The organism is Acrocarpospora sp. B8E8, assembly GCF_039871605.1.
GTDB classification, from domain to species: Bacteria; Actinomycetota; Actinomycetes; order Streptosporangiales; family Streptosporangiaceae; genus Acrocarpospora; species Acrocarpospora macrocephala.
Window position 1 is genome coordinate 12,329 of the sequence record NZ_JBDPLV010000071.1, and the last position, 25,530, is coordinate 37,858.

At 68.0% G+C, this 25,530-nt stretch carries 22 protein-coding genes; 7 read left to right on the forward strand and 15 right to left on the reverse strand.

What is annotated here, in order from left to right:
* Nucleotides 1-422: 422 nt before the first annotated feature.
* Nucleotides 423-3,374: a BTAD domain-containing putative transcriptional regulator gene (locus ABGB08_RS43850; protein ID WP_347603336.1), complete on the reverse strand. Its 2,952-nt coding sequence runs from the start codon at nt 3,372-3,374 to the stop codon at nt 423-425.
* A 372-nt stretch (nt 3,375-3,746) separates the two neighbouring features.
* Between ABGB08_RS43850 and ABGB08_RS43855 the strand changes: the two genes are divergently transcribed.
* Nucleotides 3,747-4,277, forward strand: coding sequence for a hypothetical protein (locus ABGB08_RS43855; protein ID WP_347603339.1), 531 nt, complete (start codon nt 3,747-3,749; stop codon nt 4,275-4,277).
* An 82-nt stretch (nt 4,278-4,359) separates the two neighbouring features.
* On the opposite strand, the gene ABGB08_RS43860 is transcribed toward ABGB08_RS43855, so the two are convergent.
* Together ABGB08_RS43860 and ABGB08_RS43865 are read right to left on the reverse strand one after the other, a co-directional pair.
* Nucleotides 4,360-5,004, reverse strand: a complete 645-nt coding sequence (locus ABGB08_RS43860) for a GNAT family protein (protein ID WP_155357472.1) — start codon at nt 5,002-5,004, stop codon at nt 4,360-4,362.
* A gap of 160 nt (nt 5,005-5,164) precedes the next feature.
* Nucleotides 5,165-6,460, reverse strand: a complete 1,296-nt coding sequence (locus tag ABGB08_RS43865; protein WP_347603342.1) for a pyridoxal phosphate-dependent aminotransferase — start codon at nt 6,458-6,460, stop codon at nt 5,165-5,167.
* Between the two features lie 98 nt (nt 6,461-6,558).
* Here ABGB08_RS43865 and ABGB08_RS43870 point away from each other — a divergent pair, with 98 nt between their 5' ends.
* The 4 genes from ABGB08_RS43870 to ABGB08_RS43885 all read left to right on the forward strand — a co-directional run bounded on the left by ABGB08_RS43870 (nt 6,559) and on the right by ABGB08_RS43885 (nt 9,398).
* The gene (locus ABGB08_RS43870; protein WP_347603344.1) at nt 6,559-7,494 is read left to right on the forward strand and encodes a LysR family transcriptional regulator; all 936 of its coding nucleotides are present in this window, start codon (nt 6,559-6,561) and stop codon (nt 7,492-7,494) included.
* A 129-nt stretch (nt 7,495-7,623) separates the two neighbouring features.
* On the forward strand, nt 7,624-7,758 hold the full coding sequence (locus tag ABGB08_RS43875) for a hypothetical protein (RefSeq protein ID WP_347603346.1): 135 nt from the start codon (nt 7,624-7,626) through the stop codon (nt 7,756-7,758).
* A gap of 224 nt (nt 7,759-7,982) precedes the next feature.
* Nucleotides 7,983-8,537, forward strand: a complete 555-nt coding sequence (locus tag ABGB08_RS43880; RefSeq protein WP_347603348.1) for a hypothetical protein — start codon at nt 7,983-7,985, stop codon at nt 8,535-8,537.
* Nucleotides 8,538-8,720: 183 nt separating this feature from the next.
* Nucleotides 8,721-9,398: a ribonuclease HII gene (locus ABGB08_RS43885; RefSeq protein ID WP_347603350.1), complete on the forward strand. Its 678-nt coding sequence runs from the start codon at nt 8,721-8,723 to the stop codon at nt 9,396-9,398.
* Between the two features lie 174 nt (nt 9,399-9,572).
* On the opposite strand, the gene ABGB08_RS43890 is transcribed toward ABGB08_RS43885, so the two are convergent.
* The 3 genes from ABGB08_RS43890 to ABGB08_RS43900 form a co-directional block, all read right to left on the reverse strand.
* Complete coding sequence (locus ABGB08_RS43890) at nt 9,573-9,959, reverse strand: SCO5389 family protein (protein WP_155344915.1); 387 nt, start codon at nt 9,957-9,959, stop codon at nt 9,573-9,575.
* A 585-nt stretch (nt 9,960-10,544) separates the two neighbouring features.
* A complete protein-coding gene (locus ABGB08_RS43895; protein ID WP_347603352.1) occupies nt 10,545-11,486 on the reverse strand; it encodes an ATP-binding protein in 942 nt (313 codons plus the stop codon).
* 293 nt (nt 11,487-11,779) lie between these two features.
* Entirely contained in the window at nt 11,780-11,977 is a 198-nt protein-coding gene (locus tag ABGB08_RS43900; RefSeq protein WP_347603355.1) for a hypothetical protein, read from the reverse strand.
* Between the two features lie 98 nt (nt 11,978-12,075).
* Here ABGB08_RS43900 and ABGB08_RS43905 point away from each other — a divergent pair, with 98 nt between their 5' ends.
* Complete coding sequence (locus tag ABGB08_RS43905) at nt 12,076-12,285, forward strand: UTRA domain-containing protein (protein WP_347603358.1); 210 nt, start codon at nt 12,076-12,078, stop codon at nt 12,283-12,285.
* 260 nt (nt 12,286-12,545) lie between these two features.
* Here ABGB08_RS43905 and ABGB08_RS43910 read toward each other — a convergent pair whose 3' ends face one another.
* Nucleotides 12,546-14,165, reverse strand: a complete 1,620-nt coding sequence (locus ABGB08_RS43910) for a hypothetical protein (protein WP_347603360.1) — start codon at nt 14,163-14,165, stop codon at nt 12,546-12,548.
* 1,548 nt (nt 14,166-15,713) lie between these two features.
* Here ABGB08_RS43910 and ABGB08_RS43915 point away from each other — a divergent pair.
* Complete coding sequence (locus tag ABGB08_RS43915; RefSeq protein ID WP_347603362.1) at nt 15,714-16,112, forward strand: hypothetical protein; 399 nt, start codon at nt 15,714-15,716, stop codon at nt 16,110-16,112.
* Between the two features lie 349 nt (nt 16,113-16,461).
* Here ABGB08_RS43915 and ABGB08_RS43920 read toward each other — a convergent pair whose 3' ends face one another.
* From ABGB08_RS43920 to ABGB08_RS43955, 8 genes are all read right to left on the reverse strand, one after another.
* On the reverse strand, nt 16,462-17,994 hold the full coding sequence (locus ABGB08_RS43920) for a serine/threonine-protein kinase (RefSeq protein ID WP_347603364.1): 1,533 nt from the start codon (nt 17,992-17,994) through the stop codon (nt 16,462-16,464).
* A gap of 91 nt (nt 17,995-18,085) precedes the next feature.
* Complete coding sequence (locus tag ABGB08_RS43925) at nt 18,086-18,484, reverse strand: Rrf2 family transcriptional regulator (RefSeq protein ID WP_155357481.1); 399 nt, start codon at nt 18,482-18,484, stop codon at nt 18,086-18,088.
* A gap of 6 nt (nt 18,485-18,490) precedes the next feature.
* Entirely contained in the window at nt 18,491-19,360 is an 870-nt protein-coding gene (locus ABGB08_RS43930) for an ABC transporter permease (protein WP_347603366.1), read from the reverse strand.
* Entirely contained in the window at nt 19,350-20,141 is a 792-nt protein-coding gene (locus ABGB08_RS43935; RefSeq protein ID WP_155357483.1) for an ABC transporter ATP-binding protein, read from the reverse strand. Before ABGB08_RS43935 ends, ABGB08_RS43930 begins: the two co-directional genes overlap by 11 nt.
* On the reverse strand, nt 20,138-21,217 hold the full coding sequence (locus tag ABGB08_RS43940) for an ABC transporter substrate-binding protein (RefSeq protein ID WP_155344906.1): 1,080 nt from the start codon (nt 21,215-21,217) through the stop codon (nt 20,138-20,140). Before ABGB08_RS43940 ends, ABGB08_RS43935 begins: the two co-directional genes overlap by 4 nt.
* Before the next feature lie 132 nt (nt 21,218-21,349).
* Nucleotides 21,350-22,717 carry an LCP family protein gene (locus ABGB08_RS43945; protein ID WP_347603369.1) on the reverse strand — a complete coding sequence of 456 codons (1,368 nt, stop codon included), beginning with the start codon at nt 22,715-22,717 and terminating at the stop codon, nt 21,350-21,352.
* An 88-nt stretch (nt 22,718-22,805) separates the two neighbouring features.
* Entirely contained in the window at nt 22,806-24,173 is a 1,368-nt protein-coding gene (locus tag ABGB08_RS43950) for an LCP family protein (protein WP_347603371.1), read from the reverse strand.
* A 121-nt stretch (nt 24,174-24,294) separates the two neighbouring features.
* Nucleotides 24,295-25,305: a LacI family DNA-binding transcriptional regulator gene (locus ABGB08_RS43955; protein ID WP_347603374.1), complete on the reverse strand. Its 1,011-nt coding sequence runs from the start codon at nt 25,303-25,305 to the stop codon at nt 24,295-24,297.
* Nucleotides 25,306-25,530: the final 225 nt, after the last annotated feature.

The following is a 25,530-nucleotide window of genomic DNA, read 5'->3' on the forward strand; positions in this document are numbered from 1 at the left end:
CGCCTGGAAGGTCACCGGTGAACGTACACGCGAGGCCGTACTTGACAGAGGCCGCCAGGGTGGGTGGGAGAACCCAGGCAACTCGCCGTGACGGCGTGGGCGGCAATCGGATGGTGATTGGACGTTGAGTTTGGTGCGGGAGGGTGAGGAGTGGGCATGGACCCGGGGGGTTCGGGGTCTGTGTCAAGTCCGGCCGGTCGTCGTAGAGAGGCGGCTAGCTGTCATGAGGCGCTCCGGTTAGCCGGGCCCCCCTACGCGCCAAATGAGAGCTGACGACCGGCCGGGCGCCCATCTGCACGCTGGTCGGGAATGCCACCAAGGGGGCACAAAAGGGGACGCTGGGGGAGCTGGACAGCCACGGAATGCACGCTTAGGAGGTCGCGGTGATCAATCACGTCCGGATGACGCGGTTGGATGATGAACTAGGTCTCGACCTTCTGGGTGAGGAGGGCACGGACGTCGTCGGCTTCGGGGGAACCGAGCCGGGTGAAGATGTCGAGGGCCTTCTCTAGGGCGTCAGTGCTCCGGGTGATGCTGCCCAGGCCGCGCAACGCCTTGCCGAGGGCGGTCAGCGACAGCGCTTCGCCGTACGGATGGGTGATCTCGCGGCTGACGATGAGGGCTTGCTCGGCGTGCCTGGCGGCGTCCTGGTAGCGGCCGGCGGCGGTGAACGTGGTGGCCAGCCGGACGCAGACCCGCTGCTCCCACACGCGCTGGTTGCTGGCCCTGAAGAAGTCCAGGCATTCGGCGTGATGCACGACGGCCTCGTTGAGCCGGCCGACGGCGGAGAGCACGATGCCCAGGTGGTACCGAGCGCGGGCCACGCCGGGCGCGCTGCCGAGCTCGCTGAAGATGGCCAGACCCTGTTCGGAGACGGCGATGGCGTCTTCCGGCCGCCCCAGGCCGAAGTGGTCGCGCGCGGAGTAGCTGAGCACGAGCGCCTCACCGGCCACGTTCCCGACCTCGCGGTAGATCTTCCCGGCCCGGCCGAACCATTCCAGCGCTTCGTGGTGGCGGCGCTGCCGCCCGGACACCACGGCGAGCGCGTTGAACGTCTCCCCGAGCACGATCGCGTCGCCGCACTGCTCGGCCAGCGCACGAGCGCCCAGAAACTGCTCTTCCGCCTCGGCCATGCGATTCGCCCCGAACAGCACCCGACCGAGCACATACCGGCAGCGCAACTCGCTGCGCAGGTCGCCGGCTTGCCGCGCGGCTTCGATGAGTACGCGCGTGCGCTGGTCGAACTCGCGCCCGGTGGCACCGGTCTCCAGCAGCGGCTCCATCGCGACAAGCAGGTCCGCGGCCGGCAACAATTCGCCGGTCGCCGCCTCCGCAGCTTGGCCGAGTATGGCGAACAGTGCCTCACTTTCAGCCGCCAGCCACGCCACTGACTCGTCCGCCGACGAGAACGTATGCCCACGATGCCCGATGACCTGAAGATTGTCGGCAACCGCGCTGCCCTCGTAAGCAAGCCGATGAGCCGACCGCGCGGTCGCCAGATAGAACCCGAGCAGCCGCCGCAACGCCTCCGCCCGCTCGCCCCCGTCGTCCTCACCCTCCGACTGCCGCCGCGCGAACAATTTCAGCAGGTCATGAAAGCGATACCGCCCCGGCGCAGGCGCCTCCAGCAGGCTGGCATCGACCAACGACTCCAGCAGATCCTCAGTCTCCACCAGACTCAGATCCAGTACGGCATCCGCCGCAAACACCGAAATATCCGACCCATTCGGCAACGACAACAACCGGAACGCCCGCTTCTGCCGGTCATCCAGCTGGCCGTACCCCAGCGCAAAAGTGGCCGACACAGCCAGGTTGCCGATCTTCATCTCGTCCAGCCGGCGACGCTCGTCAGCCAGCCGGGGCACCAGCGAGGCAACCGTCCAGGACGGCCGCGCGGCCAGCCGGGCAGCCACGATCCTGACCGCCAGCGGCAGGAAACCACAGGCGGCGACGACATCCATGGCAGCGGCACGCTCAGCCGACACCCTTTCAAGACCAGCGACAGCGCCGAACAGGGAGAGCGCCTCGTCGGGCTCCATCACATCCAGGTCGATCAGCCGAGCCGACGGCAGATCGCCGAGCTTCCCCCGGCTGGTGATGATCGCCGCACATCCAGCCGAACCGGGCAGCAGATGTTCGACCTGATCGGCATCCCGCGCGTTGTCGAGCAGCACCAGCATGCGCCGATCGCCCAGCAGCGACCGGAACAGCGCCGACCGATCGGCCAGGCTATCCGGGATCACATCGACCGGAATGCCGAGGGCGCGCAGGAACGCCACCAGGGCGGTCTCCGGCGGGGTCGGCTCCTGGCCATAGCCGCGCAGATCGGCGTAGAGCTGACCATCCGGGAACAGATCATGAACCAGATGAGCGACATGCACCGCGAGCGTGGTCTTGCCGACACCGCCGATGCCCGACATGGCCACCACGGGCACACCGTCACCGCCGCTGCTGAGCAGCGTGAGCATACGGTTGACCAGCTGCTTGCGCCCGGTGAAGTCGGTCACCGCCGCCGGAAGCTGCGCCGGTTTGGGCATCTCGACGAGGGTTTCGGGCTCGTCGGGCGCCGGAGGCCGTACCGGCGTGACAGTGAGCGTCGGGTCGGCGGCGAGGATGCGGCGGTGCAGGTCGGCGAGCTCGGCGCTGGGCTCGATGCCGAGTTCCTCGATGAGCGCGTGCCGGGTGTCGGTGAAGACGGCGAGGGCTTCGGCGGCGCGGCCGTTGCGGTAGTAGGCGAGCATGAGCTGAGCGCGCAACTGCTCACGCAGCGGATGATCGGCGACCAGAGCGATCAGCTCGGAGACGACTCCGGCATGGCGGCCGAGCGCCAGGTCGTGCTCCATCAGGGTCTCGACCACGCCCAGCCGGCGCTCGATCAGACGGTCCCGCTGGTGGTCCGCGTACGGGCCGACGGCGCCGGCGAGCGGTTCACCGGTCCACAGAGCGAGCGCGGAGCGCAGCGTTTCCGCTGCTTCGGCGGTGTCCGAGGCCCGGTGGGAGGCTTCGGCGGCGGCGACCGCGCGGTCGAAGAGCGCCAGGTCCAGCATGTCGGGCGCGAGCCGCAGCGCGTAGCCGCGGCCCACCGAGGTGAGCAACTCCGGCGGCGTACGCGGCGAGCGGTCGGGCTCCAGCACGGTACGCAACCGGGACACGTATGTCCGTAAGGCGCCCAGCGCCCGGGGCGGCGCGTCCTCGCCCCAGATCGCGTCGATCATTTCGGACGGCGTGACCGCCCGGCCTTCCCGCAGCAGCAACATCGCCAGGATGGAACGTTGCAAGGGCGTGCCCAGATCCAGCTCGACCTCGTCGCGCCAGGCCCGGACCGGTCCGAGTACGGCGAAGCGCAGCCCGTCCTCGGCGCCGCGACCAGACATTTTCCATCCCCAAAGCCTTATTGGCAGGTTTTCCGACCAAATGATAGATCCCACTGGGGCTGTCCAATAGTGCGGGATCCTCTCGTTAACCGCCGCGTTGGTTGTCATTCATCCTATTGATCAGGCGTTGATCGGTCATTGAGCGGGCGGGGCCATCCTGTAGGCATGTGAGTCATGGCCCCTGCGGGGGCGGTCATGCCTCGTCTACATATGGAGTCCCTCCCCGGTCGGGGAGGGACTTTCCGCTGGTGGGGCGGGATCTTGCAACGGTCCCGTAAGGAACCTGTAAGTCGCCTGCAGGCGGCCCAGCCTACAAATGGGGCAACCCCGAAACGGGGGGCATCGTCCTCAAGCACACAGCAGGAGCACCCCATGCGTATCCGTAAGTTCTTCGGTGTCGCCGCCGCGACCGCGATCCTCGCGACCGGCATGGTCGGTTTCGCCTCGACCGCCGCCAACGCCTCGACCCAGAACACCCTCACCGCCTCGTCTCCCGACTGGGAGGACGACAGCTGGGGCGCCTACTACTCCAAGAACCACAAGGCCAAGGCCAAGGGCTGGATCGACGTCGACTACTACGACGACGAGGACAACAAGGTCCGCGTGGGCGGCAAGCTCTGGGACTACGACCACAGCAACAAGAAGTGCGCCTACGTCGTCTTCCGTTACACCAAGTGGAGCGACCACGAGGACGACTGGTACACCGACTACGTCAGCTACAAGGAGTGTGGCTGGGACAAGAAGTTCTCCTTCACCCGCTACGACGTCTCGCAGGTCCAGGTGAAGGTCTGCCAGATCGACAAGTGGAGCAGCTACCCCTACAAGTGCGGGTACTGGAAGGACATCTACAACGCCTACGACGACGACTACGGCTACGACGAGGACTACTGGGACGAGCACTAAGCCCTAACCCAGCAGGAAAAACACAGCGCGGCCCGTCCCCAGCAGGGGGCGGGCCGCTCCGTTCCGTGTGCGAATAGAAGGGTCAGGCTGCTTCCACGAGGCCGAGCCGCGCGTGGAGCCGTTCTCGGACCATCGGCCATTCGGAGCGGAGAATCGAGTAGTACGCGGTATCTCGGACCGTATTGTCGGCGCCCCGGCTGTCAGCCCGTCGCACACCGTCCAGGTGCGCGCCGAGGGCCTCGATGGCGGCCCGAGATCGTGCGTTGCGTACGTCTGCCTTAAGCGTTATCCGGTGAACCTGCCAGGTCTCGAAGGCGAGTGAGAGCATCAGCAGCTTGCTCTCCCGGTTCACACCCGTGCCCTGGGCGGAGGCGCCCAGCCAGGTGTAACCGATGTCCGCCACGGACGGGACCTCGCCCACCACGCCTTTGGTACCCGGCGGCCAGGGCATGGGGCCCTGCCAGTACTCCAGGTGCATCAGACGGGTGGCACCGACCACACGATCGGTGAGCAGCCACCGGATGGCGAAGGGCATCGACCGGCCCTCCGCCTGCTCAGCCATGGCGGCCTCCACGTAGGAGACCATGTCGTCCCGACCGGCGGGAACGCGAGTGAAGGCGTAAGTTGAACGGTCCTCACTCGCCGCTGTGACGAGGTCGTCGACCACCGCGAGGCTAAGCGGTTCCAGGCGCACAGAGCGCCCGGACAGGGTGACAAAAGCGGGCATGAGCACATGATGGGGGCTCAGTGACATTTGTGGTACCAAATGACACGCGACATCTTGTGGAGACTCTGGTTAAGCGCCACGCGAGGCCTTGAAACCGCAGGTCAGACGGTGTGTACCCTATCGCCCTCGCCCGCTTTTCAGGGTAAAGATTTCGACAAGATCACCGCACCGCATGGGCGGGTTTGAGGACGCCGATCCGGCGCTGGCTCGGCTGCCTGGCGGCGGTCAGATCGGCGAGGGCGGATTCGAGATGGATCAAGGATTCCGCCACCCACGGAAGGGTCAGCGGATCATCGGCGTGCAGGGTGGTCAGGCGCTGGTCCGGGGTGTCGCCGTAGAGCAGGCTGGTGGCGACGCGAACCCGGGGAGCGCGCGGATTGTCACCGAAAGCGGAGCCGGGAAGCACGCCCACCCCGTGCTGCTCGATCAGGGTGTGCGCCAACTCAGCCGCACTCTCAAACCCCGAAATTTCGGGATATAGGTAGAAACCGCCTTGGGGGGCGTGGACGGATGCGCCCGCTTTCGTGAAGCGGTCGGCCACCGCGCGGGCGACCAGGCCGTGCAGCCGGCGTGAATCGTTCACCCGCTGGACGATCTCTGCTGGCTCAGTCAGCGCGTACGCGGCGGCGTGTTGCACCGGCGCGGCCGGGCTGGACCAGATCTCGCTGGCCACCGCGAGCAACCGATCCCGCAGGGCCCAGCCAGCAGGGGTGTGGCTCAGCCGGGCCATCCCGATCCGCCAGCCGCCGACGGCCAGGCTCTTGCTCAGCCCGCTGGTGATGATCGTCCGCTCCGGCGCGACCTCGGCCGGGCTCAGATACTCGGCCACCGGATCGTGCACCAGATCGCGGTAGATCTCATCGGAGATGATGACCAGATCCAGATCGCGGGCGATCTGGGCCAGCCGCCGGATCGTGCCCGGGCGCGCGAGCCGTCCGGTCGGATTGTCGGGCAAGGTCACCAGCAACGACCGCACCGTACGCCCCTGCGCCCGCGCATGCAGCACCGCCGAAGCCACCAGATCGGGATCGGGCACCCCACCCTCGCCGGGAGGTGCCGGAACCATGATCGGCCGGACTCCGATGATCTCCGCCTGCGCGGCGTAGCTGACCCAGCTGGGCATGGGCAGCACGATGTCGGCCGGGCCGTCCGCGCCGATGGCGAGCAGCAGGCCGAACAGCAACGACTTGCTGCCTGGCCCGCACACCACCAGGTCGGGATCGGTGGGCAGGTCGCGCCTGGTCCAGTAGCCGGCGGCGGCCTCGCGCAGCGCGGGCGACCCCGCGACCTGGCCGTAGCCGTTGTTGCCGCTCGCGTCGGCCAGCCGGGCGCGCAGGGCCGGGTGCACGGGCAGACCAGCCTCGCCGAAGGCCAGGTGCAGGACCCGTTGCCCGGCGCGGCGTCTTCGCTCGATGTCCTGGTTGGCTGCCAGAGTGGCTGAGAGGGTAACGTGCATTCTTCTTTTTCCTTCCATCGCTCGGAACGTTCCCAGCCTGAGGCGGGAGAGGCATCGGTACAAGCGAGGCTTTTCGGTGCCTGGCATAAGGAGATCCGATGCTTGATTTGCGGCGTTTGACGTTGATATGTGAATTCGCTCGGCGGGGCAGCATCGCGGCCACGGCGTCCTCGCTCGGATACAGCGCGTCGGCGGTCTCGCAGCAGCTGGCGGCGCTGGAGCGGGAGGCCGGGGTGGCGCTCATCGACCGGACCTCGCGCAGTGCCGAACTCACCGACGCCGGGCGGCGGCTGGTCGAGCACGCCGAGCACATCCTCAGCCTGGTGGAGAGCGCCGAGTCGGATCTGTCCAGCCACGCGGCGACGCCGTCCGGGCGGGTGGTGGTGACCGCCTTCCCCACCGCGGCCGTGGCGTTCGCGCCCGCGCTGGCCCGATCACTGCGGCGGCATCAGGAGCTGTCGTTGCGGCTGATGCAGAGCCGGTCCGGGCGGGGCATGCGGGAGGTCGAGTCCGGGGAGGTGGACATCGCGCTGGTGGACGACTGGTGGGGGAGGGTACGCCAGCATGCCACGCTGACGGTGTTTCCGCTGCTCAACGACCCCTTGGTGCTCGCCGTGCCGCGCCGGCACCGGCTCGCGGATCCGGACGCGTCGGTGGATCCCGTACGCCTGCGGGACGAGTCGTGGATGGCGACCCCCGAAGGCGAACCGTCCCGTACGGCGGTGGACCGGCTGCTCGCCGACGTCGGGGGCGCGCCTCCGGTGGCGTGGGAGTTCGAAGGGCTCGGCACGATCCTGAGCCTGGTCGCCAAGGGGATCGGGATCGCGGCGGTGCCCGCGCTGTCGCTGGCCGCCGGGGTGCGCGGGGTGGTGGTCAGGGAGTTTCCCGGGGAGCAGATCGAGCGTCGCATCTATGCCGTCGCGCGGGGTTCCAGCGTGCAGCGGGCCTCGGTGGCGGCCGTACTCCGGGCGCTGCACGTGGCCGCCCGCTATCTCGCGGCGGATCTGCCGCATCTGACCGTCGCCGGAGATTAGTCCGGATATTTCATAACATCATCCGCTTTTCCGGGGACGCCCAGGCGGGGTAGACGTCCCCGGTGGCAGTAGCCGAACCGGCCGATCACCGTCCCGGTCGGCGGCTTGGCGGCCAGCGACGAGATCGCGATGAACGTCGCTGCGGAGTCCGACCTGGCCGTCAGTGTGCACCTGCCCACGGCTACCGGCCGGGCCACCTACCACCAGATGAGTTCGCAGAGCAACTACGTCGCCCCCGGTACGTCAGCGGGAACGCCAACCTGACCGGGGTCCAGGAGTTCGGCAACTACTTCTTCCTGGCCAAGTCCGCTGGGTGATCTTCGCGGACAATCCGATCGACGACCTTACGTCCAGCAATCCGCCGGCACACGTCCAGCCAGCTGATCACCGCGGCGCAAAGCCTGATCAACCGGGCGCATGCGCGCGGCATCACGTTCATCTGCGCGACGCTGACCCCGTTCCAGGGCGCCGGCGGCTGGACTCAGACGGTGGAGACGCATCGGGTCGCGTACAACAATTGGGCGCGCGGCGCGGGCAGCGGCTGTGACTCCTTCGTCGACTTCGACGCCGCCACCCGGGATCCCGGCAACCCCCAGCGCCTGCTTCCCGCGTACGACCCCGGCGACCACCTGCACCCCAACGACGCCGGCCTCCAGGCCATGGCCAACGCGGTGGACCTGAACTGGTTCGGCCCGCCCGGCACTCCCGTCCCCTCCGGAGTGAGCCTCCGCTCCCGGGCCAACAACCTCTACGTCACCGCCCCCGCCAACGGCCCGCTGATCGCCAGCAAGTCGACGGTCACGACCGCCGAACTCTTCGAGCGCGTGGACTTGGGCAACGGCAACATCGCCCTGCGCTCCAAGGCCAACAACCTGTACATCGCCGCCGAGGCGGCGGGCACCCAGCCACTGATCGCCAACCGACCGCCGTCGGCCCCTGGGAGACTTTCCAGGTCGTCACCAACCCGAACGGCACGATCAGCCTCCGCGCCCAAGCCAACGGCCGGTACGTATGCGCCGAAGGTGGCGGTTCCCAGGCGTTGATCGCGAATCGCACCGCGATCGGTCCATGGGAGCAGTTCGACCTGATCACCAGCTAGCCTCGGGCTTCCGCCTGGGCAGCGGGTGATCTGGTCGTTCACATGAGAAACGCTCTGTAGCTAACCCGCCGATGCAACCTCCAGGTTGGGTCTCGGCGGGAACCTCTGCTCCAGTAGGTTGTGCGGCGTGACGGATGCCCCCACCTATGACCTGGAACGCCTGCTCACCGGCGCCGGTGGGGCCAAACTCGTGGCCGGAGTGGACGAGGTGGGCCGCGGCGCCTGGGCAGGTCCGGTGTCGGTGTGCGCGGTGGTGACCGATCTGTCCGAGCCACCGGCGGGTCTCACCGACTCCAAGATGCTCACGGTCAAACGCCGAACCGCCATGGTCGCCGAGATCGAAGCCTGGGCCCTGGGCATCGGCCACGGCGAGGCCACCGTCGAGGAGATCGACACCCTCGGCATGACCGAAGCCCTCCGCCGCGCCGCCCGCCGCGCCCTGGAATCCCTGCCGGTACGCCCCGACGCGGTCATCCTCGACGGCAAACACGACTACCTCGGCCCACCGTGGCCCGTCCGCTGCGAGATCAAGGGCGACCTGACCTGCGTCTCCGTCGCCGCCGCCTCCGTCCTCGCCAAGGTCAGACGCGACACCCACATGGCCACCCTCGGTTTCGAGGCGTACGGCTTCGCCGACAACGCGGGCTACCCGTCTCCCGTACACCAGCAGGCACTGGCCGAATTCGGCCCCACTCCCCACCACCGCCTGTCCTGGTCTTACCTGGACGACCTCCCGCAGTGGCGCCACCTCAAGCGTCACAGGAACGCCCTGGCGGGCGAAGGACAATTGCCGCTCTTCGGCTAATTCCCCGGCGCGGCCCCGCTGGCCACGGCCTGTCTCGGTCCTACCTGGAGGCCTTCCGTAGTGGCGTCACCTTAAGCGGCGAGGGAACGCCTGGCGGACGAAGGGCAATTGCCGCTCTTCGGCCAATTGAGGGGGTGGCCCCGCCAGATTGGCGGCGGAGCCACGGGAACGCGTTTAACAGTCCACGAGTTCGGGCTTCTGGTTCAGGATCTGGGCCCGGGGGCTGGTGAACTCCGCGAGGGCGTCGGTGGCGCTCGGGTGGAAGACGGCCACGCGGTGGCAGTTCTGGAAGGCGAGCCGGATGCCGAAGTGGCGTTCCAGCGCGCCCCGCATGGAGTCGCTGGCCAGGCAGCGCAGGAGCTGGCCGCGGGCGGACTCGTCCGGCGGCGGGACGAGGTTGTCGGCGAACTCGGCGCCGCTGGTGGCACGCTGCTCGACCAGATCGCTGATCACCGACCAGGCGTAGGGAAGCGAGTCACGAACACAGGCCACGAAGGCCGCGTCGTCGACATCCCCCTCCCGCGCCCGATCGAGCAGATCGTTGGAAACGGTCAGCGACATGTGCTTCTCCTCTCAAAGAGATCCATCTGACTCAAAGAGATCGATCCGACGCTATGTCGGCATCTCAGCGCCTCCACCTGTCGGCGAGGCGACACTCATATCCGCCCAACGCCACGCTTCACCCGGCCCAAAGGAGATCGTTACACCCAGTGAAGTCCTAGAACCCCAACAGATTACGCCGCTCTCGGAGCCAGCACGGCATGATCGGCTCCGGTCAGACGATCCGCGCCCTTCACGATTGCCGTGGGTCCGGTGCAGGGAATCCGGGTCTGTCACGGTTGCCGTTGGTATGGCGTGGTTGGGTCCGATTCAGGCGATCCGCGTCCTCACGCTTGCCGCCGGTATGGCGTAATCGGGTCCGGTCAGGTGATCCGCGCCCTTCACGATTGCCGTTGGGGTCCGGTTCTGGTGATCCGCGTCCCTCACGGTTGCCACCCGGTATGGCGTGATCGGGTCTGGTCAGCTGATCTGCGCCCTTCACGATTGCCGCGGCTCTTGGCGCCGCTACGGCGAGGACCATCACTGGCGTGAACGGTGCCGGATAACGGCGAGTAACCCGGCACCATGCTCATCCGTTGTGGGCTCTCAGAAGTGGGCGGGGGCGGGGCCGTACTGGTGGTGGGGGTCGATTTGGGTGGTTAGGTCGGTACCGGTGGCGAGGTTGGCCCAGGAGTGGGCGTTCTTGAGGTGGAACTCGGCGGTCTGGCGGGCGAAACGGGGCCAGTTCTTTTCCTGGGCGTCGAGCGTGGTGAGCATGGTGGCGAGGGTTGCGAGGTTGGTGGGCTCCAGGTCGTGGAGGGTGAAGGGGTGGCCCTGTTCCATGGCGCGGATGGCGGGGGAGTGGGTCATCGTGGCGAGCAGGGCGTCACCGACGTGGTCGCGTAGGAAGGCGAGGTCGGCGGGGGACTGCACCTTGTTGCCGATGACGGCGAGGGGGACGTCGAAGCCGGCGGCGTACTCGCGGTACTGCTGGTAGACGCCGATGCCCTGGCGGGTGGGTTCGGCCACCAGGAAGGTGAGGTCGAAGCGGGTGAACAGGCCGGAGGCGAAGGAGTCGGCGCCCGCGGTCATGTCGACGACGACATATTCGCCGTGGCCGTCTACCAGGTGGTTGAGGTAGAGCTCGACTGCGCCGATCTTGGAGTGGTAGCAGGCGACACCCAGGTCGTCCTCGCTGAACGGGCCGGTGGCCATCAGGTGGAGGTCGCCGTCGCGGACGGCGAAGGTGTCGAGGAAGAAGGGGTCGTCGATGGTGGGCTGGCGGGAGCCGCGGCCGGGCGGGGTGGTCTTGACCATGGCCGCGGCCGAGGGGATGAGCGGGTTGTCGCCGCGCAGGTAGTCCTTGATCTCGGTGAGCCGGGCGCCCAGGGGCGGGGGCGTCGTCTCGATGCCGAGGGCGAGCCCGAGATGCTGGTTGATGTCCGCGTCGATGGCCACGACCGGGCCCGCCGTCGTCGCGTACCTCGCGAACAGCGACGACATCGTGGTCTTGCCGCTGCCGCCCTTACCGACGAACGCCACACGCATGAGCGCACTCCTGAGTGAATGTGAAAACCGTTTCCACTGTCACTCGGCATCATGCCACATCTCGACCCCCTGGAGTCGCCGTGGCGCCCTTACTGTTGTTGCCGCAGACGAAGCCGGAGGTTGTTCCAGGCCGTTTCCCCACCCGCCCACATTGGCACCGGACCGAGGAACTGCGGGGCTTCGCTCCCTCCGCTGCCATCCTGCGCACCGAGGGACGCATCGTCAGCAGGCCAGGCAAGGAAATCCTCGTCCGCAAGTTCAAGCGGTACGACCGGCACGGGTCCAAGCGCCACCTACGATCCCACCGCCCGGCGGGAACCTCGCCGACCCAGGCCGAGACCGCACAGCAGGACATCCGTCACGAACTCCAACTCCTCGACGTCACCACCGTCCCCGCACCCGCCGAGATCGCCGCCTTCCTTGACGTCCCCACCGGCACCCCGCTGGTCCGCCGCCGCCACCTCATCACCCTCGATGGCAACCCCGCCCAAACAGCGGACTCCTACGTCCTCTTCGAGCAGGTGCAGGGGACGCGGACCGCAACGCCCATGAGGCCATTCCCGGCGGCGTTCACACCGAACCGGCCCGCGTGCCGGCCAGAGCACTGCCCGAAGCCAGGGAAGTCTTCGTCGCGCGTATGCCCACCCCACAGGAAACCGAGACCCTCAACCTGCTCCCCGGCACTCCAGTCGTGGAATTGTCACGCACGATCTACGCGGGAGAACGCGCCGTCGAGGTGACCGACTTCCTGTTCGATGCAGGGTGGCACAGGTTCACATACGACGTCCCGATGGACTAATCGGAACAGCAACACGGGATCAGGGCCGCGCGTCTCACACCATGCGCACTTAGCCACATTGCCTGGCAGCTTCACGGAGTCCGTAGGGTCAATCGCCGGGGAGAACTGTGAGGCGTTGGCCCTTGGGGTTGTCCCTTGGGAAGGTCACCAGGCTCCCCATGCCCGTAGGGGGTGAACCGTCGGTTCCGCCTTGGGGGTTGTCCCTCGGGAAGGCGGCCAGGGACGGCAACGAGGGGCGACGACGAGGAAGTCACGGCGATCTAGTGCCGCGATCTCGCGCAGATCGGCACGCGGGCATCCGCGCTGTCAACGCCGAAGGACCCGACGAAGCCGGCGCCGACCAAACGCAGAGTCGGCACGCAGAGTCGGCACGCAGAGTCGGCACGCAGAGTCGGCACGCAGAGTCGGCACGCAGAGTCGGCACGCAGAGTCGGCACGCAGAGTCGGCACGCAGAGTCGGCACGCAGAGTCGGCACGGACGGTTCCCGGCCCAGGTGGGTGGCGCGCTCGTGCCGGTCCGGTTCAGCGTCGGAATCGTCCGGCGAAGCGGCTTCGTTTGCCGAGGTGGAGGAGGGTCCAGGTGCCGTCGTGGTTGCGGCGGGTGCGGTAGCGGTCGGGGTGGGTTGCTTTGTCGCGGTTGTGCCAGGTGCAGGCGGGGGCGAGAAGGTCCAGGTCGGTGGTGCCGCCCTCAGCCCAGCCCTTGACATGGTCGATTTCGGCCATGTCGGCGGGGATGGGACAGCCCTCGCAGTAACAGGTGGCGTAGCGGGCCAGGACGGCCCGCCGCTGGGCGGGCGTGGCCAGGCGCACGGCACGGCCCATGTCCAGAACGCGGCCTTGCGCGTTGGGCGGTCGTCGTCTTTGCCCTTCGGTCTGGCGTAGGCGGTGAGGAACTCGCGCAGGCGGGCGCCGGCCTCACGCGGCAGCCGGAACTCCCCCTCCACGCCGCCAGTACTGGACGGGCGGACCAGCAGGAAACGGGTGGCGTAGTCGGTGTCGGCGTCATCCTCCAGGGTGCCCGGGTCCAGCAGTTCCCGCAGGTATCGCCCGGCCTTGAGGATTTCCGCTGGGGAGGCGCTGTCGGCCAAATCCAGCAGGATCTGCTCGGCCAGCGCCGCCTGCGCGTCGTTGAGATGGGTGGTGACCTGGCTGATCGCGTCGGCCGACCCCTCGGCCAGTGTGCCGGAGGCGAACCGGTCCCGGACGGTGGGCAGGCGGGCCAGCTGGGTGGCCAGCCGGATCAGACGGGACGCGCCCGCGCCGCTCATGCCCGCCGAGGCGCGCAGCCAGGTACCGGTGGAGGCGTGCCCGCCGCTGCCGGCACTCCTGGCCTCCCCGGTGGCATGGACGCGCCCCACCCGGGCGGCGATCGCCGAGCTCAGCCCGTCCTGGGCGAACAGCAGGTCTTCCGTCTCGCCCACGCACACCCCGGCGGCCTCGGGCAGGTCGGTCATCGCAATCCGGGAGGCGAGCTGCCGGAACTCGGCCACCAGCACTCCCGAACCCACCGGCTCGCCCCAGGCCTCCGGCCCCGCCGAGCGGCCAGCGTCAGCCGAGCGGCCAGGATCGGCCGAGCGGCCAGGATCGGTGGAGCGGCCAGGGCCGGTGGAGGGGCCGGCGGCGGTGGAGCGGCCGTGGAGGAACTGCTGCCGTGCGTTCTGCTGCCCTGCGCCGCACGCGTCCCTGTGCGCGTCGCCGTATGTGTCGCCGTAGGCGTCGTGGGCGTCGTCGTGGGCGTCGTCGTGGGCGTCGTGGGCGGAACGCTGGGGCGGGACGTAGTCAGGGTCCAGCACCGTGCCCTTCAGGAACGCGGGCAACTCGCGTCCGCGGACGCCCTCCGCACGGGAGGAATCCCGCACGTCGATCGCAGACCCGAGCATGAAGGCCCCCCTCTCGCACCGGCGGATCCGAACAGCCACCCTCACGCTATCCAGCAGCTACGACATTTAGCCTTGATCCGCGACAAAACCGCAGGTCACGCACCCCGTGAAAAGATCTACCTAACCGCCACCCATCCGAAGAGCCCGCCCGTCTCCGCCATCGCCGTGTCCGGGGTCGTTCTCACCCACCCTCCCCCCTATTTGCTTCCGGGCTTCGCCCGGCCCCGCCCGCTCCCCGTGGCTTCGCCCGGAACCGCACTATCCGCTGGATCGGTGGTTCCGCCACCGAGCCCTTTGATTGCCTCGGGTTCCGCCCCCCTCGGCCACCGCCACGCCCGATCAAGGAGCAGCACACCAACCCGCGGACCCTCAACCCGCGAAGAGCAGGTCCTCGGCTCGCTTCATTCGAGCGTCCGCCCGTCCCTGCCATCGCCGTGTCCGGGGTCGTTCTCCCACCCAACCAGGACACGGCGATGGCGGGAACGGCGGACCCCGAGGGAAATGAAGGGTTGAGTGGGAGAAACCGCGGTGCTGTGGTTGTCGTGTGGGGATCCGCGGCGCTGGCCGGGACGGGCGGAGCTCGAAGGAGGCAGAGGGCTGGGTGGTGGGAGGACTCACGTAACGCTTGAGCCCCTGCGAGGCCTTGGGGGAGCATTCCTTTGAGCCTGAAATCCCGGTAATTGTGTTCGCAGTCGGAAATCAGCGAAAACGCTGGGGCGGACGGTCTTCAAAGGCTTCATTGGGGATAGAAGTGGACGTTTATTTTTCGATGTTTTGAGTGTGGGGTGCAGGGTAGATCTGGCGCTGTCGCAATGCGTCAGCCAATTGAGGCCGAAGGTCTTCACCCCCGAATTGGTGACAGGCGGTGAACGTCGTTAAGGGGGAAGTGTGTACCGATTCTGGGAAGTTCAGGCGGGTTGGGGGGTTAAGCGCCTCCTCGCTTTGCTGACGACCTTCGTGCTCACGCTCGTCGAACTAGTGCGCAACGTTTTCCCGAAGCGCGCGGAATCCATCGAAGACGTAGCTGGTCAGGCTATGTCCGATTCCTCAATCTCGGTCCGGCGTCCGGCCCTTCTCCCGAATTCATCGCAATCAACAACGACCTTCTGGACGGTACGTGAGGAACCGCCGCTACCAGCGCAACCGGTGCTGGCGAGTACCTCGCAGAACATCCAGATTCTGGAACACCCACGACCGGTCTCCCGCAATCCACTCCGGGAAGTTTCATCCTTCCGGGCGGTCATGCGGCTTTTTGAGGGATTCACTTTCGGACGGGTAGTCCCATTTAGGTGCCGTGCACCGCCACTAACGAAGTTCTTTACCTGAGTCACACCAGTCACGTGTTTAACAGCAATAACCCAGGGCATCAAAGCCCTTGAGAGCTTCAATCCCCCCGTAATTGAATGCGTGTTTGTTGATAGGGGATTGTCTATGTCAGTTGTGGCATTGGCTGAGCGGTGTCGGCGCACCGCCTCAGCGGTCGGACGGACCATGGTGGCGGCCGTGGTCATGTCACTGACCTTCTGCGCGGCTTTCTTGCTGCCTTTCATGGCGGCTTCCGACGCGTATGCGCAGCAACGGCCTGCCCACTACATGGACGCCTCCCGAGGGGCCCGCGGTGTCGTGGTCATGACACCGCACCGCCCCCTCTGGGTGGACGTGCGATCGTCGCTATGGAGCAACGCCACGATCAGCCGAGCACCCGACCACAGTGGCCCAAATCCAGCCTTCATGGGCGTCAAACTGACCGACCTCAACAAACTCCATACCTGGTACGCACACGTTCGCAACCCCGGCCAAACCAGCGCCATCCACAGTTCGACCACGGCCAGCCGGGCGGACCTGCCCCCGACGGCACGCCACGCGGCCTTCACCCACGCTGACACCCACATGGCGGCCTTCACGCTCCCCGGAGCCCGCGCCCCGCCCACCAGAACAGACCTCTAACCGCAGAAACCCGCGATCGATCCGATCACAGAAACCCACAGCCGGGACCACGCCATGACAGGAAACCCCGCAATCATCGCGGCGTCAGTCGGGCTCCATCGGCGGATCGAACCGATCGCAGCAACCACAGCCGAGACCACGCTGGAGACGAAACCACCGCGATCACGCGGCGTCAGGCGGGGTCATTCGGCGGATGAATCGATCGCAGCAACCGCAGCCGAGATCACGCCATGACTGGAAACCCCGCGATCATCGCGGCGTCGGGCGGGCTCCTTCGGCGGGTTCGTACAAGCGCAGTAACCACAGCCGAGACCACGCCGGCGACGAAACCACCGCGATCATCGCGGCGTCAGGTGGGGTCCTTCGGCGGTTCGTACAGACGGAAGACCCGGACCAGGGTTGGGCGCAGGCGTTCCCAGTCGTCGGCCATCGTGGTCCAGGTGAGCACGCTGGTGGTGGTACCGGTGGAGATGACCCGCCGGTACTGGTGGTAGGTGACGCCCTTGACCAGATGTGTGTCAGCCGAGGTCTTCCGCTGCTGCCAGGTGAACTCCCAGTCGGCGGCGGTGCCGTGCTTCGACGTCACCGACCGCAGCCGCAGCTTCTCGTAGTTCTTCACATTCGGATAGAGGAAGGCCTCGGCCTCGTGCAGCGCCGCCAGCGGATCGGTGCCGCTCTGGTTGGTGACTTCCACGTTCAGCTGGGCTCGGCCGTCCGGGTCGAGCCACCACAGCGAATACTCGGTCTCCTCCAGCCGCCACTTCTTCGGCACGGCCGCCCGCCATCCGGTGGGCGCCTCATACCACGACAGCTTGAGCCGGGGCGCGTCCACCGGACTGACCGAGGGCGTCGGCGACGCGGAGACCGTAGCGACAGGCGGCGGACTGGAGGAATACGCGCTCAGCGTCTCAGTGACACCCGGTTCCGGGCGCATCAACGCCCACCCGCCGACCGCACCCGCGAGCACCACCGACGCGGCCCCCAGCGCGATCATCCGCGTCCGGCTCCGCCGTGGCTTGACCTCCGGCGGCGGCGCGGGCGGCTCGAACTCGGCCAGCATCCGATCGGCCACATCCGGCGCCAGACGCCGCTTGGGATCGCGCGCCAGCAGCCCGGTGAGCAGCGGCTTCAGCTCCGCGGGCACGGCGGACAAATCCGGCCCGCCCATGGCCTGCCCAGGTTTCGCGCTCGGCCACACGGCCGCGGGCGGCCGCCCGGTCACGGCCAGATACAGACTCGCCCCCAGCGACCATAAGTCGGAGGAATCCCGAGCTCCCTCCCCGCCGGTGCGCTCCGGCGCGAGAAACGCGCTCACGCCCCGGGTCGCGCTCGCCGCCTCACCATGCGCAGGGGAACGTTCCCCCGTCCGGCCGGTGAAGGCCGGCTCGTCGGCGAGCACGCTCACCCCGAAGTCGGCTAACAGCACCCGCCCGTCATGCCCGACCAGGATGTTCGCCGGGCGCACGTCCCCGTGCCTGACCCCGGCGGCGTGCGCGGCGGTGAGCGCCGCCAGGATCTGCCGGGTGATGACCGCCGCGCGTTCCGGGCTCAGCGGGCCGTCGCTGGCCACGATCCCGTCCAGGGACCGGGACCGTACCAATTCCATGATGATCCAGGGTGTGCCCTCGTCCTCGGCGACGTCGTAGACGGCGGCCACGTTCGGGTGCCGGAGGCGTTCGGCGTGGCGGGCCTCCCGGGTGACGCGCTGGGTGAGGGCCAGCCGCCGGCTCTCCCGGAGCCCGGCGGGCAGGAGCACCTCCCGGATCGCGATGGGGCGATCGAGGAGCGTGTCGTGGCCTTCCCAGACGATGCCGGTGCTGCCCTGGCCGAGTGCCCGTACCAGCCGATATCGCTTGACGATCAGCTGACCCGGAGTTCCCATCACGCCTGCCTTTGCACACGGCAAATACCACTGGATGGGGAGTCTTCCATAACTAGAGGGGCGTACGGGACCTACTGCTCACTCCGTCATATCAGCGTGACAGGTTGGGCAACGAACCAGCCGCCACGTGGGCGAGCGTGATCTCGGAGAGCAGGCTGTCCTGGTGTTCGCGCAGCGCGCCCAGGACCTTCTCCAGCGGTTCCGAGACCCCGGGGAAACGCTCGTTCTCCTGGGCGACACCCTCGATGACCAGGATGATGTCGGCCAGGCTGATCTCGGTGGCGGGGCGGGCCAGCCAGTAGCCGCCGTCGGGGCCGCGCTGGCTGTGGATCAGCCCGGCCCGGCGCAGCTGCAGCAGGATGTTGTCGAGGAAGCGGCGGGGGATGCGCTGCGCGACGGAGATCCGTTCCGCGGGCACCGGCCCGCCGGGAGCGGCCGCGAGTTCGACCGCCGCGCGCAGCGCGTATTGGGTGCGGGCCGACAGGCGCACCAGCGGTCATCCGATCCGCTGGTCCAGGCCCCACCGCTGGCGCAGGGCGCTGTCCGCCACCCCGAACAGCACGTCCACCAGCACTCCGATGACCAGAATGACGATCATCGTGGCCAGCAGGCGGGCCGAGTCGGCCAACTCCCGCGCGTAGTGCAGCTGCTCGCCCAGGGACGGCTGGTTGGCGATGATCACCAGGATCTCGCCCGCCATCAGCGACCGCCAGGCGAACGCCCAGCCCTGCTTGAGCCCCGCCAGGAACGACGGCAGCGAGGCCGGCAGGATCAGGTGCCGGTAGAGCGCGACCCGGCGCAGGCCGAGCACGTGCCCGGCGCGCAGCAGGATCGGCGGCGTGTAGTCGACCCCGGTGATCAGCCCGTTGGCGATGGATGGCGCGGCGCCCAGCACCACCACGAACGTGATCGCGCTCTCGTTCAGGCCGAACAGCAGGATGGCCAGCGGGAACCAGGCGATGGACGGCATCGTCTGGAGCCCGGTGATCAGCGAGCCGAACGCGGCCCGGAGCAGCCGGACCCGCGACACCGCGGCCCCGACCACCACGCCGGCCAGGATGGCCAGCGCGAACCCGGTGATACCGCGGCGCATCGTGGTCGCGATCGCGTGCCAGAACTCGGCCGTGCCGAGCCGGGCGCCCAGCTCCTGCAGCGCGGTGAAAGGCCCGGCGAAGACGTATTCCGGCCAGAAACCGGCCAGCACCACGCCTTCCCAGATGGCCAGCACGATGCCGACCGCGAGCAGCATCGGCCAGATCCGGCCCCACAGCAGGGCCGGGATGCCCCGCTTGCGCTTGACCTGGATCTCCAGCGCGTGGAGCCCGGCGATCTGCTCGTTCAGCCGGTCGGGCGCGTCAACGGCCATGCCGGCTCACCTCCTCCTTGAGCCGCTCGGTGATCCGGCCCGCCAGCTCGGCCACCTCCGCCGATTCGGTACGGCGCGGGCGCGGCAGCCGTACCGGATAGTCCTCGATGACCTGGCCGGGCCGACTGGACAGCAGCACCACCCGATCCCCGAGGCGTACGGCTTCGCGGACGTTGTGAGTGACGAACAGGACGGCGAGGTTGCGTTCCCGCCAGATGCGTTCGAGCTCGTCGTGCAGCAGGTCGCGGGTCATCGCGTCGAGGGCGCCGAACGGCTCGTCCATCAGGAGCAGGTCGGCTTCCTGGGCGAGAGCGCGGGCCAGGGAGACCCGCTGGCGCATGCCGCCCGACAGCTCGTGCGGGCGCTTCTTGGCGAAGCCGCCCAGGTGCACGACGTCCAGGAGTTCGGCGGCTCTGGCCCGCCTGGCCGTACGGTCCAGGCCTTGCACGCGCAGCGCCAGTTCGATGTTGCCCGAGACGGTCAGCCACGGGAACAGGGCGGGTTCCTGGAACATCATGGCGATCTTGCGCTCGCCGGTCTCGATCGTGCCGGTGGTCGGGCGGTCCAGGCCGGCGACCAGGTTGAGCAGGGTGCTCTTGCCGCAGCCGGAGGCGCCCAGCAGGCAGACGAACTCGCCCTGGGCCGCGTCTAACGAAACCTTGTCGAGGGCGAGCAGGCTGCTCGCGCCCCGGCCGTACACCTTGGAGACGGCGTCCAGCCGGACGGCGGGCCGCTGCCCATCCGTCCGGCCGGAACCGAGCTCCTGAGTAGGAGCGGTCACTTGTCGGTCACCGCCGTCTCTCCCTTCGCGGCCAGGATCTGGTTCAGCACGGTCAGGTCGTAGATGCCGTTCAGGTCCACCGGCTGGAGCAGGCCGACCTTGATGGCGTGGTCGGCGCTGCCGATCAGGGAGGAGGCGATGGGGTCGTTGGTGAACTCGATGTTCTTGAACGCGGTGTCCAGCACTTCGGGCTTGAGCGGCTTGCCGGTCAGGGACTCCAGCTGCTTGTTCACGGCGGCCGCCGCGCCCGCGGGGTCGGACTTGATGTACGCGGTGGACTCGACGTGGCCTTCGATCAGCTTCTTGAGCAGGTCAGGGTGCTCCTTGGCCCACTCCTGCCGGACGATCAGGTGGGTGATGACGAACTGCTTGTTCGGCCACAGGTCCCGCTCGTCGATGAGGATCTTGCCGCCGCTCTCCTGGATCAGCCGGCTGGCGAACGGCTCCGGCACCCACGCGGCGTCGATGTCCCCGGTCGCGAACGTCTGCAGGGTCAGCGAGTTCTCCTGCGGCACGATCGAGACCTCGCCGCCGCCCTTGGTGTCGGTCTTGATGCCCTTCTCGTCCAGGTAGTAGCGCAGCGCCACGTCCTGGGTGTTGCCGAGCTGCGGGGTGGCGACCTTCTTGCCCTTGAGGTCCTCGATCGTGTTGATCTCCGGCTTCACCACCAGGTAGACCCCGCCGGACGCGGCGCCCGCGACGATCTTGATGGCCTGGCCCTTGGACTTCTCCCAGGCGTTGATCGCCGGGTTCGGCCCGATGTAGGTCGCGTCGATGGCCCCCGAGAAGACCGCCTCGATCGCGGCAGGTCCCGCGTTGAAGGTGCTGGTCTTCAGCGTGACGCCGCTGCCGAGCGCTTTGGTGAAGAACCCCTTCTCGACCCCCACCAGCGCGGTGGAGTGCGTGATGTTCGGGAAGAATCCGAGCCGCACCTCCCCGGTCGCCGCCGGCGCCGGCTCCCCACTCCCGGCCGTCGTCCCAGCGGAGTCCCCACCCCCGCCGCAGGCGGCCGCGAGCGCGGTAACCGCCACTGCGACCAACGCGGCCGCCACTCCGCGAATCCTGCGAGCATCCATGCGCTTCTCCCTGATTCCTACTAAATAAGTCGGGTTATCTGTATTCAAAGCGATCCCCAGATTTCCGTCAAGTTTGGTGGGGATCCGTTATCGGGCCGTGAGCGGCGGGAGTCGGGCGCGAGAACGGTTGAGTCAGCCGCAGGTTGCGTCGAGGGAGACGGTGTCGGCGGGCGGCGCCAGGGTGAGGGTGCGCTTCGAGGGCATCTCAGGGTGCGCGGGGGTGTTGATGGTGTCCTTGACCTTCTGGCGGATGAAGGTCCAGTCCGGGTTGGCGGTGCTGATCAGCGGGGGAACGAACTGGAGGCTTCGGATCTCGGTGAGCTTGAGCTTGGCGGAGAGCGTGACCAGGGAGGGCAGGAGGGACTGGGGGATGTCGGTGGAGACGTAGCGTTTGGTGACGGCGGCGATCCGTTCGAAGCCGCGCAGGACGGTGAGGGGGTCGGCCTGCTTGGCGACCGCGTGCAGGAGGCACTTCTGGCGGCCCATGCGGACGTAGTCGTCGCTGTCGGTGCGGGAGCGGCCGAACCAGAGGGCTTCGTCGCCGGTGAGGCGGCGGGTGCCGGCTTTGACGAGGCCTTCGCGGTAGGCGCCGAAGACGATGTCCTGTTTGACGGTGACGGTGACGCCGCCCATGGCGTCGATGATCTGGGCGAAGCCCTTCATGTCGACCATCGCGTAGTAGTCGATGGGAAGGCCGAGGATGCCGCCGACGGTGGATTTCAGCAGGGTGATGCCCCGCTGGCGGTCGGGGACGCCGGGGACCAGGGACGGATTGTCCTCGGCCCACTGATAGACCTCGTTGAGCAGGCCGGGTGAGTCGCCGCCGCCCGTGAAGCCGTTCGGGAAGGCGGTTCTGGCAGGGCCGGCGGGCATGGGGACGCGCTGTAGGTTGCGCGGCAGGCTGAACAGCATGGTCTGGCCGGTTCTGGTGTCGACGCTGGCGACGGTCATGCTGTCGGTGCGGGCGCCGGGGCGGTTCTTGGCGGCGTCGACGCCGACCAGCAGGAGGTTGAGCCGCTGCTTGCTGCCCAGGTAGTCGAAGTGGTCCCCCCGGTCCGGTGGGAAGGCCGACTGGTCGGAGAAGACCGTGGTCATCAGGTCGTGCGAGACGTAGGCGACCCGGCTGGCGTACGCCAATGGAGCCGTCACCACCAGGCAGAGCCCGCCCACCAGCCCGCCCGCGAACAGGCGGCGGGTGCCGTGCAGCGGTTGCGGCCGGACCAGCCGGTACGACGAGACGATCACGATGGCCCAGACCAGGGCGGTGACCAGGGTGGCCACGACGGTGGCGGTCAGCCAGCCGGGGCGTACCAGGAGGGCGAGCACGGTGGAGCGGAAGCTGGTCGCGACCGCGATGCCGGTCGCGAGCAGGAGCGTGTAGATCGCGGCGAGGGCGAGACCGGTGCGCGTGCGGCCGACCCACAGATGCGCGATACCCCAGAGCACGGCGGAACCCAGAGTCAGCCCCAAAGCACGCCAGAGGCTCCTGTTTCCGCCCATTCACACTCCCGGTCCGTTATGCCCCACTATGTCTACCTCTCAGGGCTAGTAACAGGCTAGTTGCGCAGCGTCACTCGCCCTTGGATGATCAACCGCACGTGTCATGGGTTGCGTCGAAACTGTCGATGTCGTCCAGGGTTTTGGGTGGTTTCAGGCCCTGCCAGTCGCCACCGAGGGCCAGGACCACACGCGGAGTTGTGCCGGATTCGATGCGGGATGTCGTAGTTTGCTGGATTTCGCGGAACAGGCGGGACGCGCGGGCCACGCCCACGGGGGTGTATTTGACCACCGTCTTCGCGGCGAACTTGGGAGCCTGCTCGACCCGGACGATGTGGTAGCCGCGCTGTTCCAGGTTGGCGGCGGCGATCGTGCCGAGGCTGGCGCGGCCGGAGGCGTTCTGGACGATGACGTGGACCTGGGACTTGGGGATCTTCTGCTCGCCGGTGGTGAGGTCGCGGGCGACCGTGTCGGAGGCGACCATCTTGAACAGGCGGTCGGCCTGGGGCTGCACCCATTCGACCCGGCCGGGGCTGGACAGCGAGTAACGCCAGGGGGTGGTCACGAACCTGATCTGACCGGCGGTGATGCCCTTCGCGCTGAGGGCGAGATCCTTCATGACGCCGACCGACAGCGCGGGATCGGTGGTGATCGACCGGGTGACCGCGTCGAGGAAGTCGAAGAGCAGGGCGGGGTCGGTCAGGGTCTCGCCGCTCATCGCCTTCTTGGCCATGGAGGCCAGGAACATCTGCTGGCGCTGGATCCGCCCGATGTCGGAGCCGTCGCCCAGGCTGTAGCGGGCCCGGACGTAGCCGAGCGACTGCTCGCCGGTGAGTAAGTGCCGGCCGGCGCTCAGCGTGAGCAGCGCCTTCTTGTCGGCGATGCCGGGCGCCGGCACGCAGATGGGTACGCCGCCCAGCGCGTTCACCATCTCCTTGAAGCCGGTGAAGTCGACCTTCACGAAGTGGTCGATCCGGATGCCGGTGAGGTTCTCGATGGTCTTCCAGGTGCAGCCGATGCCGCCGGAGTTGAACGATTCGTTGATCATGCCGATGTGCGCGCGCTGGCCGGGGAAGCCCGCGCGCGCCGGGCAGCTGGGGAGCTTGACCAGGGAGTCGCGGGGGAAGCTGATCAGCAGCGCGCCGTCCCGCTTGGGGGAGACGTGGGCGAGGATGATCGTGTCGGTGCGCTCGCCGCCGAACTTGCCGTAGCGGGCGTTGGCGCCGTCCCGCTTGTCCGACCCCACCAGCAGCACGTTCATCGCCTCGGTGGCGATCTTCACCGGGCGCGGGCCGAGGTCCGCCTCGGTGACCACCTGGCGGGTCACGTTGCTCGTGAGCGTCACGACGCCGGTGACCAGGAAGGTCACCACTCCGGTCAGGACGCCGGTAGCCGCGGCCACGAATGCCCATACCCACGCCCGCCATTTCGGTGCCGGGCGCACGTCGACAGCACTCACGTGCTCACTCCTGAAGGGGGGTCGGCGAGAATCGGCAGTGTAGCGACCGATCCTGAACGTCAGATTCGGGTCGCAATACCAGCACACACTTAGACGCCGAAAATTCAGGAAAAGTTGTGAATTAGGCGGGGGGCGGGCCGGTGCTTCCTCTGGGGTTGAGGCGTGCTGCCTGGTCTTCCAGGGCCGTCACCTCGGTGCCGTCGATCAGTGACAGCAGCAGTTGTGCGGCATGTCCCCCATAAGCGGGGATGTCGCGGCTCAGCGCCGTCAACGGTGGGCGTACCACCTGGGATAGCGGGGAGTCGTCCCACGCCACGATGGACAGGTCGGTTGGCACGGTCAGTCGCATCTCCTGGGCCACCGACAGGCCGGCCACCGCCATGATGTCGTTGTCGTACACGATGGCGGTCGGCCGGTGTGGTGCGCTGAGCAGGCGGCGGGTGGCCCGCGCGCCCTCCTCGCCGGTGTAGTCGGTGTGCACCGTCACGCACGATTCGAGCCCGGCCCCGGCCTCGCTGAACGCCCGATCCCTTATCGCGGTGTGCATGAGCTTGGGCAGCCCGGCCACCCGCGCGATCCGCCGGTGCCCGAGCGCGGCCAGATACTGCACGGTCTCCCGCACCGCGCTCCGCTCATCGGACCACACCGACACCAGCGACCCCGACGCGGACGGATCCCCGACCACCACGGCCGGCATGCCGAGCGACTCCAGCACGGGGACGCGCGGATCGTCCATGTGCAGGTCCACCACGATCGCCCCGTCGATCCGCCCCTCGCCCCACCAGCGGTGGTAGACCGCAATCTCGGCGTCGTGATCCCGGACCACCTGCAACATCAGCGCGCAGGACCGCGCCGCCAGCTCCGCCTCGAGACCGCTGATCAGCTCCATGAAGAACGGTTCCATGCCCAGGATCCGGGCGGGGCGGCACAGCGCGAGCCCGATCGCGTTGGCGCGGGCCCCGTTGAGGGCGCGCGCGGCGCTGTTCGGCCGCCAGCCGATCTCGTCGGCGATCGCCAGGATCCGGGCCCGGGTGCTCTCCGACACACCGGGCTGTCCGTTCAACGCATAGGAAACCGCGCCTTTTGACACACCCGCCTGCCGCGCGATGTCCGCGATGGTCGGTCTTCTCACACACCCACCTTGACGTTCACTGAACCGGTCTAGTCCCTGCTCGAACAGGGCACACCCTACTACGCCCCCTGATTCAAATGTCTCGGTGCCATCACACCTCATCTCGCCCCTATTGACACCCCTGACATGCAGATTTTACGGTCACGGTACTTATCCGGTTCAGCCACCCGTACGACGGGAAGGGAGTCGACACGCGGAGGCTGTTCGGGGCCGGGAGCGTGCTGC

What these genes read in the sequence shown, in the direction of transcription:
- ABGB08_RS43920 (WP_347603364.1), bottom strand. Translation starts at nt 17,994, where the DNA reads ATGGGAACTCCGGGTCAGCTGATCGTCAAGCGATATCGGCTGGTACGG.
- ABGB08_RS43865 (WP_347603342.1), bottom strand. Translation starts at nt 6,460, where the DNA reads ATGCACGTTACCCTCTCAGCCACTCTGGCAGCCAACCAGGACATCGAG.
- ABGB08_RS43940 (WP_155344906.1), bottom strand. Translation starts at nt 21,217, where the DNA reads ATGGATGCTCGCAGGATTCGCGGAGTGGCGGCCGCGTTGGTCGCAGTG.
- ABGB08_RS43945 (WP_347603369.1), bottom strand. Translation starts at nt 22,717, where the DNA reads ATGGGCGGAAACAGGAGCCTCTGGCGTGCTTTGGGGCTGACTCTGGGT.
- ABGB08_RS43915 (WP_347603362.1), top strand. Translation starts at nt 15,714, where the DNA reads ATGGCGGCTTCCGACGCGTATGCGCAGCAACGGCCTGCCCACTACATG.
- ABGB08_RS43870 (WP_347603344.1), top strand. Translation starts at nt 6,559, where the DNA reads ATGCTTGATTTGCGGCGTTTGACGTTGATATGTGAATTCGCTCGGCGG.
- ABGB08_RS43930 (WP_347603366.1), bottom strand. Translation starts at nt 19,360, where the DNA reads ATGGCCGTTGACGCGCCCGACCGGCTGAACGAGCAGATCGCCGGGCTC.
- ABGB08_RS43875 (WP_347603346.1), top strand. Translation starts at nt 7,624, where the DNA reads ATGAACGTCGCTGCGGAGTCCGACCTGGCCGTCAGTGTGCACCTGCCC.
- ABGB08_RS43895 (WP_347603352.1), bottom strand. Translation starts at nt 11,486, where the DNA reads ATGCGTGTGGCGTTCGTCGGTAAGGGCGGCAGCGGCAAGACCACGATG.
- ABGB08_RS43855 (WP_347603339.1), top strand. Translation starts at nt 3,747, where the DNA reads ATGCGTATCCGTAAGTTCTTCGGTGTCGCCGCCGCGACCGCGATCCTC.
- ABGB08_RS43860 (WP_155357472.1), bottom strand. Translation starts at nt 5,004, where the DNA reads ATGCCCGCTTTTGTCACCCTGTCCGGGCGCTCTGTGCGCCTGGAACCG.
- ABGB08_RS43850 (WP_347603336.1), bottom strand. Translation starts at nt 3,374, where the DNA reads ATGTCTGGTCGCGGCGCCGAGGACGGGCTGCGCTTCGCCGTACTCGGA.
- ABGB08_RS43910 (WP_347603360.1), bottom strand. Translation starts at nt 14,165, where the DNA reads ATGCTCGGGTCTGCGATCGACGTGCGGGATTCCTCCCGTGCGGAGGGC.
- ABGB08_RS43890 (WP_155344915.1), bottom strand. Translation starts at nt 9,959, where the DNA reads ATGTCGCTGACCGTTTCCAACGATCTGCTCGATCGGGCGCGGGAGGGG.